6 protein-coding genes and 1 riboswitch are annotated in these 7,515 nt (G+C 73.5%); of the genes, 1 reads left to right on the top strand and 5 read right to left on the bottom strand.

What is annotated here, in order from left to right:
* On the bottom strand, nucleotides 1-1,873 hold a 1,873-nt coding region (locus G3I53_RS33010), incomplete at its 3' end, for a GNAT family N-acetyltransferase (protein ID WP_164439061.1).
* Between the two features lie 177 nt (nucleotides 1,874-2,050).
* Between G3I53_RS33010 and G3I53_RS33015 the strand changes: the two genes are divergently transcribed.
* Nucleotides 2,051-2,332 carry an HPr family phosphocarrier protein gene (locus G3I53_RS33015; protein WP_164339252.1) on the top strand — a complete coding sequence of 94 codons (282 nt, stop codon included), beginning with the start codon at nucleotides 2,051-2,053 and terminating at the stop codon, nucleotides 2,330-2,332.
* 157 nt (nucleotides 2,333-2,489) lie between these two features.
* Here G3I53_RS33015 and G3I53_RS33020 read toward each other — a convergent pair whose 3' ends face one another.
* The 4 genes from G3I53_RS33020 to G3I53_RS33035 all read right to left on the bottom strand — a co-directional run bounded on the left by G3I53_RS33020 (nucleotide 2,490) and on the right by G3I53_RS33035 (nucleotide 7,297).
* Complete coding sequence (locus G3I53_RS33020; protein ID WP_164339254.1) at nucleotides 2,490-3,185, bottom strand: GntR family transcriptional regulator; 696 nt, start codon at nucleotides 3,183-3,185, stop codon at nucleotides 2,490-2,492.
* A 203-nt stretch (nucleotides 3,186-3,388) separates the two neighbouring features.
* Nucleotides 3,389-4,162, bottom strand: coding sequence for a M23 family metallopeptidase (locus G3I53_RS33025; protein ID WP_164339256.1), 774 nt, complete (start codon nucleotides 4,160-4,162; stop codon nucleotides 3,389-3,391).
* A gap of 12 nt (nucleotides 4,163-4,174) precedes the next feature.
* Nucleotides 4,175-4,336: riboswitch (cyclic di-AMP (ydaO/yuaA leader) on the bottom strand.
* Nucleotides 4,337-4,538: 202 nt separating this feature from the next.
* Entirely contained in the window at nucleotides 4,539-5,927 is a 1,389-nt protein-coding gene (locus G3I53_RS33030) for a pitrilysin family protein (RefSeq protein ID WP_164339258.1), read from the bottom strand.
* Nucleotides 5,924-7,297 carry a pitrilysin family protein gene (locus tag G3I53_RS33035; protein ID WP_164339260.1) on the bottom strand — a complete coding sequence of 458 codons (1,374 nt, stop codon included), beginning with the start codon at nucleotides 7,295-7,297 and terminating at the stop codon, nucleotides 5,924-5,926. Before G3I53_RS33035 ends, G3I53_RS33030 begins: the two co-directional genes overlap by 4 nt.
* Between the last annotated feature and the right edge of the window lie 218 nt (nucleotides 7,298-7,515).

The following is a 7,515-nucleotide window of genomic DNA, read 5'->3' on the forward strand; positions in this document are numbered from 1 at the left end:
GCGGTGCCGTGCTCGCCGCGGCGGAGAGGGCTTCGGCGAGGCCGCCGAGCTCCACGTGGACGACGAGGACCGGCTTGGCGGGGGCGGCGGCCGCGGCCGAGCGCAGGGCGTCCGCGAGCGCGGCGTCACCGACCGAGCCCTCCCCCACGGCCGGGATGGCGGTGACGACGACGGCGTCGCAGGTGTCGTCGGCCAGGGCCCCGGCCAGCGCGTCGTGGAAGTCGGCGGCCGAGGCGGCGGTGGTGAGGTCCCGCGGGGGCTGCGGGCGCAGGCCCTCGGCGAGGCAGGCGTCGTAGGTGAGCAGGCCCAGGGACTCGGAGTTGCCGAGGATCGCGACCCGGGGACCGCCGGGCAGCGGCTGGCGGGCGAGGAGGAGGCCCGCGTCGACGAGTTCCGTGATGGTGTCGACGTGGATCACCCCGGCCTGGCGCAGCAGCGCGGACACCGTGGCGTGCGGCAGTCGGGTGGCGCGGACCGCGTGGCCGCGCGGTCCCGCTCCGTGCCGGGCGCCCTGGACGACGACCAGCGGTTTGGCGGCGGCCGTGCGGCGCGCGAGGCGGGTGAACTTGCGCGGGTTGCCGATGGACTCCAGGTACATGAGGACGACGTCGGTGTCGGGGTCCTCGTACCAGTACTGCAGGAGGTCGTTGCCGGAGACGTCGGCCCGGTTGCCGGAGGAGACGAAGGTCGACACGCCGGTGACCCCGGTGACGCCCCCGCCGCGCCGGTGCAGGCGCGACAGCAGGGCCACGCCGATGGCGCCGGACTGGGCGAACAGTCCGATCCGGCCGGCGCGGGGCGGCTCGGGGGCGAGGGAGGCGTTGAGCCGGACGTCGGGCGAGGTGTTGATGACGCCGAAGGCGTTCGGGCCGATGATCCGCATGCCGTAGGTGCGGGCCTGCCGGACCAGGGCGCGCTGGAGTTCGCGTCCCTCGGGGCCGGACTCGGCGTAGCCCGCGGAGACGACGAGAAGTCCCTGGACGCCGTGTGCGCCGCATTCGGCGACGACCTCGGGCACGCGGTCGGAGGGGACCGCGACGACCGCCAGGTCGACGGGCCCGTCGATGTCCCCCACGGAGCGGAAGGCGGGCACCCCGTCCAGTTCCGCCGTGCCCTCGGGGAGCGCCTTGTTGACGGCGTACAGGCGTCCGGTGAAGCCCGCGTCGCGGATGTTGTCGAGGATGCTGCGGCCGACGCCGCCGGGGGTGCGGCCGGTGCCGATCACGGCCACGGCGCCGGGCGCCAGGAGCCGCTGGACGGAGCGCGCCTCGGCCCGCTGCTCGCGCGCCCGCTGCACGGCCATGGAGCGGTCGGTGGGCTCCAGGTCGAACTCCAGGCGGACGACGCCGTCCTCGAAGCTGCGCTTCTGGGTGTACCCGGCGTCCGTGAACACCTTGATCATCTTGGTGTTGGCGGGCAGCACCTCGGCGGCGAACCGGCGGATGCCGCGCTCCCGCGCGACCGCGCCGATGTGCTCGAGCAGGGCGGAGGCGACGCCCCGGCCCTGGTGGGCGTCCTGGACGAGGAAGGCGACCTCGGCCTCGTCGGCCGGGGCGGAGGCGGGCGTTCCGTCGGCGCCGATCCGGTCGTAGCGTACGGTGGCGATGAACTCGCCGCCGACGGTGGCCGCGAGTCCCACCCGGTCCACGAAGTCGTGGTGCGTGAAGCGGTGGACGTCCTTCGCGGACAGACGCGGGTAGGGCGCGAAGAAGCGGTAGTACTTCGACTCGTCCGACACCTGCTCGTAGAAGCTGACCAGGCGCTCCGCGTCATCGACGGTGATGGGGCGGACGCGGGCGGTGCCGCCGTCGCGCAGCACCACGTCGGCCTCCCAGTGAGCGGGGTACTCGTGCCGGTCCGAGGAGGTCTGCATGGGCCCCAGCGTACGGCTCGCTTCCGGCGACGGCGCGAGGCAGGCTGTGGGTGCGCAGGGCAGGGCCGAGGCCGCGGTCCGGCCCTGCGCCCGGAGCGGGAGCAGGTGCCGCGCCGGCATGCTTCACGATATGGGAAACTGGTCTAGACAACCCTGAACAGCGAAGGGCAGCATCACATGGCTGAGCGCCGCGTCAACGTCGGCTGGGCCGAGGGTCTCCACGCCCGCCCCGCCTCCATCTTCGTCCGAGCCGCCACGGCCGCAGGCGTCCCGGTGACGATCGCCAAGGCCGGGGGCGACCCCGTCAACGCGGCCTCCATGCTGGCCGTCCTGGGCCTGGGCGCCCAGGGCGGCGAGGAGATCGTGCTCGCCTCCGACGCCGACGGCGCGGACGCCGCACTGGACCGGCTCGCGAAGCTGGTCGCCGAGGGCCTCGAGGAACTGCCCGAAACGGTCTGACACCCGGATCCGTTTCACGGTGAACGTCGCCCGTCCGACGCGCACCGCATCGGCACAAAGGCCCGCCCGGTCCTCCGGGCGGGCCTTTCGCATTTCCTTTTCCGGGCAGGAAAAGAAACCCCCCGAATTACGTGCCTCTTTGTATACCGCGCCCGTATTAATTCCGTACGCCCGGCGTGTTGACGGAATGTTTCGAGGTCCTCACACGCTCCGCGGGACCGGCACCGGAGGCGGGACGCAGCCGGTGCGCGGCGTGCGCCCGCTCCAGGTGCTGGGCGGTGGCCGCCCGGGCCCGCTCCCCGTCGCCGCGGGCCACGGCGTCCACGATCAGGCCGTGCTCCGTCCACGTCGGGGCCGGGTCGGCCGGTTCCGCCACGGCGTACATCCAGGCGATCTTGTGGCGCAGCCCGGTCAGGGTCGAGGCCAGGGCGTGGCTGGCCGCGGCCTGGGCCAGCGTCTCGTGGAACCAGCCGTCGAGGGAGCGCAGGTCGTCGCTGCTCCCCTGGCGGGCCCGCTCCTGGCCCAGGCGGACGAGGCCGCGCAGCACCTTGAGGTGGGCGTCGGTGCGGCGCTGGGCCGCGCGGGCGGCACCGAGGGGTTCGAGCAGCAGACGCATCTCCAGCAGGTCCGCGGCCTCCCGCTCGGTGGGCTCGGCGACGCACGCGCCCGCGTGCCGCCGGGTCACCACGAACCCCTCCGCCTCCAGCGTCCGCAGGGCCTCGCGCACCGGGACCCGGGACACGCCGTAGCGGCGCGCCAGGAGTTCCTCGGTGAGCCGGCTTCCGCGCGGGTGGACCCCCGCGACGATGTCGTCCCGGACGGCGGCGCACAGTGAATGTGCGGGAACACGCATGGGCGGCCTCCGGCTATTTCCCGTGAAACGCCGTCGTCAGGCGTCCGTTCCGTGACTCTATTGCAATTCAGCGGATTGATTGACGCCGAGGGAACATTCATGCCTGTTTTTTGGACAACATGCGGGGCAACGCGAAAGCCCCGGCTCGGGGAGCCGGGGCCGTGCGGTGTTCCGGGTGGGCGCGGGGCCTGCCCGCGCACCCGTCAGAGGGAGACGCCGTGCGCGCGGAGGTAGGCGACGGGGTCGAGGTCCGAGCCGTAGTCGGCACTCGTACGGGCCTCGAAGTGCAGGTGCGCGCCGGTGACGTTGCCGGTCGAGCCGGAGAGGCCGATCTGCTGGCCCGGGGTGACCTGCTGGCCGGCCGAGACATTGACCGACGACAGGTGGCCGTACTGGGTGTAGGTGCCGTCGTGCATCTTGATGACGACCTGGTTGCCGTACGCGCCGCCCCAGCCGGCCTCGACGACCGTGCCGGCGCCGACGGACTGGACGGGCGTGCCGTTCGCGGCGTGGAAGTCGACACCGGTGTGGCTGCCGGAGGACCAGACGGCGCCGCCGGTCTTGTAGCCGGTGGACACGTAGGAGCCCGGGATCGGCGAGACGAAGGCGTTGAGACGCTCACGCTCGGCCTCGCGGGCTGCGCGCTCCTTCTCGGCGCGGACCTTCTCTGCCTCCTTGGCGGCCTTCTCGCGCGCGGCCTCCTCGGCCGCCTTGCGGGCCTCGGCCTCGGCGGCCTCACGGGCGGCCTCGTGCTGGGCGGCCGCCTGGGCGTCGATCCGGTCGGCGACGGTGTCGCCGAGGGTGACGACGGGGGTGATACCGGTCTGGGCCGCTGCGGGTTCGGCGGCCAGCGCGGGTGCCGCGAGGGAGCCGACGACGCCGCTGCCGGTCAGGGCCGCGACGCCCGCCGCGCGAGCGGTGCCGCGGTGGATGCGGCCGGGGCGGCGGTGCTTGCCGGTGGCGCGGGTGAACGCCATGTACAGGCTGGTCCTTTCCTTCCCTCTCGCCTACCGGGTTAGCTGACGGGTTCGGAGCAGGAAGGTCTCCTACGGACCCCCTCGCGACACGCGCGGGCGCCCGATTCACCCCAGGGACGGTGGGTCCCCGGCTCCCCTGGCTCGCGCCGTACGGGGACTCGGCGATGGCTGTCCGGTGCCGCGGATGCGGCGCACTGCCTGACGAACAGCCCGCACGAAGCTATGCGGGAGGCGGGTCAATCCCCAAACGGATCCCGGTTTTTGTAGCGCATGCCACAGGGCAGACAGGCAGCCTCTGCCTCAATTCGGGCATAAGTGGGCCCTGGTGACGTTGTCGTCACCAGGGCCCACACGCGGGTGGTGCCGCCGCGGCGGTCTACTCGGCCGCCACCACGGTCACTTCGCCGATCCCGAGTGCCTCCACGGGCGCCTTGATCTGCGCGGCGTCACCGACCAGGACGGTCACCAGCCGGTCGACCGGGAAGGCGTTCACCACCGCCGCGGTGGCCTCCACGGTGCCGGTCGCGGCCAGCCGGCGGTACAGCTCTGCCTGGTAGTCGTCGGGCAGGTGCTGCTCCACCTGGTCCGCGAGGGTGCTCGCGACCGCCGCCGCCGTCTCGTACTTCAGGGGTGCGACGCCCACCAGGTTCTGCACGGCGACGTCCCGCTCCTCGTCGGTCAGCCCGTCGGCGGCGAGGGTGCGCAGCACGTTCCACAGGTCCTGCAGCGCGGGCCCGGTGTTCGGGGTGTCCACGGAGCCGCTGATGGCGAGCATGGCCGCGCCCGTGCCGTCCGGCGCGGACCGGAGGACCTGGCCGAAGGAGCGGACGCCGTAGGTGTAGCCCTTCTCCTCGCGCAGGACGCGGTCCAGGCGGGAGGTGAGGGTGCCGCCGAGGCAGTACGTGCCGAGCACCTGGGCGGGCCACACCTGGTCGTGCCGGTCGGCGCCGACGCGGCCGATGAGCAGCTGCGTCTGGACGGCTCCCGGACGGTCCACGATGACCACCCGGCCGGTGTCGTCGGCGATCACGGGCGGCACCGGCCGGGGCTGCCCCGGCGAGCCGGTCCACGCGCCGAGCGTGTCCCCGAGCAGCGCCTGGAGGTCGACGCCGGTCAGGTCGCCGACGACCACGACGGTGGCCGTGGCGGGGCGCACGTGCTTCTCGTAGAAGGCGCGCACGGCCGCCGAGTCGATGCCCTCGACGGTCTCCTCGGTGCCCTGCCGGGGGCGCGACATGCGCGCGTCGGCCGGGAAGAGCTCCTTGGAGAGCTCCTTGGCCGCCCGGCGGGAGGGGTTGGCCAGCTCGTGCGGGATCTCGTCGAGGCGGTTGCGGACCAGACGCTCGATCTCGCTGTCGGCGAAGGCGGGCGCCCTGAGGGCGTCGGCGAGCAGGCCCAGGCCCTTGGCCAGCCGCGAGGCCGGCACCTCCAGGCTGAGACGGACGCCGGGGTGGTCGGCGTGGGCGTCCAGGGTGGCGCCGCAGCGCTCGAGTTCGGCGGCGAACTCCTCGGCGGAGTGCTTGTCGGTGCCCTCGGAGAAGGCCCGCGCCATGATCGTGGCGACGCCGTCGAGGCCGGCCGGTTCCGCGTCGAGGGGCGCGTCGAGGACCACCTCGACGGCGACGACCTGCTGGCCCGGGCGGTGGCAGCGCAGGACGGTCAGGCCGTTGTCGAGCGTGCCCCGTTCGGGGGCCGGGAAGGCCCAGGGCTTGGCGTCGCCCGCCTGCGGCCGGGGGTGGAAGTCCATCGTGGCGAGCTCGGTCACTTCGCCGCCTCCTCGTTCTCGTCGGTGCCGGCGGCCGCGGCGGCCTGTGCGGGTTCCTCGTCCCCGGCGGCGAGGGGCTCGTAGACGAGCACCGCGCGGTTGTCGGGGCGCAGTCGGGCCTTGGCGACCTCCTGGACCTCCTCGGCCGTCACGTCGAGGACCCGGCTCACCGCGGTCAGGGCGAGCTGCGGGTCGCCGAACAGGACGGCGTACCGGCACAGTTCGTCGGCGCGGCCCGCCACCGTGCCGAGCCGGTCCAGCCACTCGCGCTCCAACTGGGCCTGGGCGCGTTCCATCTCCTCGGCCGTGGGGCCCTCCTCGGCGAACCGGGCGAGCTCCTCGTCGATGGCCGCCTCGATCACCGGCACCTCGACGTCGCCGGACGTCTTCACGTCCAGCCAGCCCAGGGAGGGCGCCCCGGCCAGCCGCAGCAGACCGAACCCGGCCGCGACGGCGGTGCGGTCCCGCCGCACGAGACGGTTGTAGATCCGCGACGACTCCCCGCCGCCGAGGACGGTGAGCGCCAGGTCCGCCGCGTCGCACGCGCGGGTGCCGTCCTCGGGCAGCCGGTAGGCGGCCATCAGCGCCCGCGCGGGCACCTCCTCGACGACGACCTCGCGCAGTTCCTCGCCGATCACGTCCGGCAGCGAGCCGTCGCGCGGCTCGGGCTTGCCGTCGTGGGACGGGATGGAGCCGAAGTACTTCTCGATCCAGGCGAGCGTCTGCTCGGGGTCGATGTCGCCGACCACGGACAGCACGGCGTTGTTCGGCGCGTAGTAGGTGCGGAAGAACTGGCGGGCGTCCTCCAGGGTCGCCGCGTCCAAATCCGCCATCGAGCCGATGGGCGTGTGGTGGTAGGGGTGGCCCTCCGGGTAGGCGAGAGCGGTCAGCTTCTCGAACGCCGTGCCGTAGGGGACGTTGTCGTAGCGCTGGCGGCGCTCGTTCTTGACGACGTCGCGCTGGTTCTCCATGGACTCCTCGTCCAGGGCGGCCAGCAGGGAGCCCATGCGGTCGGCCTCCAACCAGAGGGCGAGCTCCAGCTGGTGGGCGGGCATGGTCTCGAAGTAGTTGGTGCGCTCGAAGCTGGTGGTGCCGTTGAGCGAGCCGCCCGCGCCCTGCACCAGCTCGAAGTGACCGTTGCCCTTGACCTGGGCGGAGCCCTGGAACATCAGGTGCTCGAAGAGGTGAGCCAGGCCGGTGCGCCCCTTGACCTCGTGGCGCGAACCGACGTCGTACCAGAGGCACACCGCGGCGACCGGGGTCAGGTGGTCCTCGGAGAGCACCACGCGCAGGCCGTTGGCCAGGCGGTGCTCGGTCGCTGTCAGGCCGCCGGAGCCTGCCTGGGCTGTGGCCGTGTGACCCATGACCATGTACGTCCCTTCGATCGCGGAGGCGGTGGTCCCACCCGCCGTTTCTGCCGGTCCTGCCACTGTATGCAAGCGTCCGGAGCACCGGCGAAGTTCCCGGAGGTCACGGGCTACGCCCACAGCGAGAACCCGGGGGCGCGCGGTGGCGCGCCTTCGGTGCCCGGGACGGGTGGGGCGCGGGGGGCGCCGGCCAGGGGCGCGGCGCCGGGGTGGCTGCCCGG

It is taken from the genome of Streptomyces sp. SID14436, assembly GCF_010548465.1.
GTDB lineage: Bacteria > Actinomycetota > Actinomycetes > Streptomycetales > Streptomycetaceae > Streptomyces.

Coding starts and splice junctions, on each gene's coding strand:
- G3I53_RS33015 (WP_164339252.1), top strand. CDS start 2,051: ATGGCTGAGCGCCGCGTCAACGTCGGCTGGGCCGAGGGTCTCCACGCC.
- G3I53_RS33020 (WP_164339254.1), bottom strand. CDS start 3,185: ATGCGTGTTCCCGCACATTCACTGTGCGCCGCCGTCCGGGACGACATC.
- G3I53_RS33025 (WP_164339256.1), bottom strand. CDS start 4,162: ATGGCGTTCACCCGCGCCACCGGCAAGCACCGCCGCCCCGGCCGCATC.
- G3I53_RS33035 (WP_164339260.1), bottom strand. CDS start 7,297: ATGGTCATGGGTCACACGGCCACAGCCCAGGCAGGCTCCGGCGGCCTG.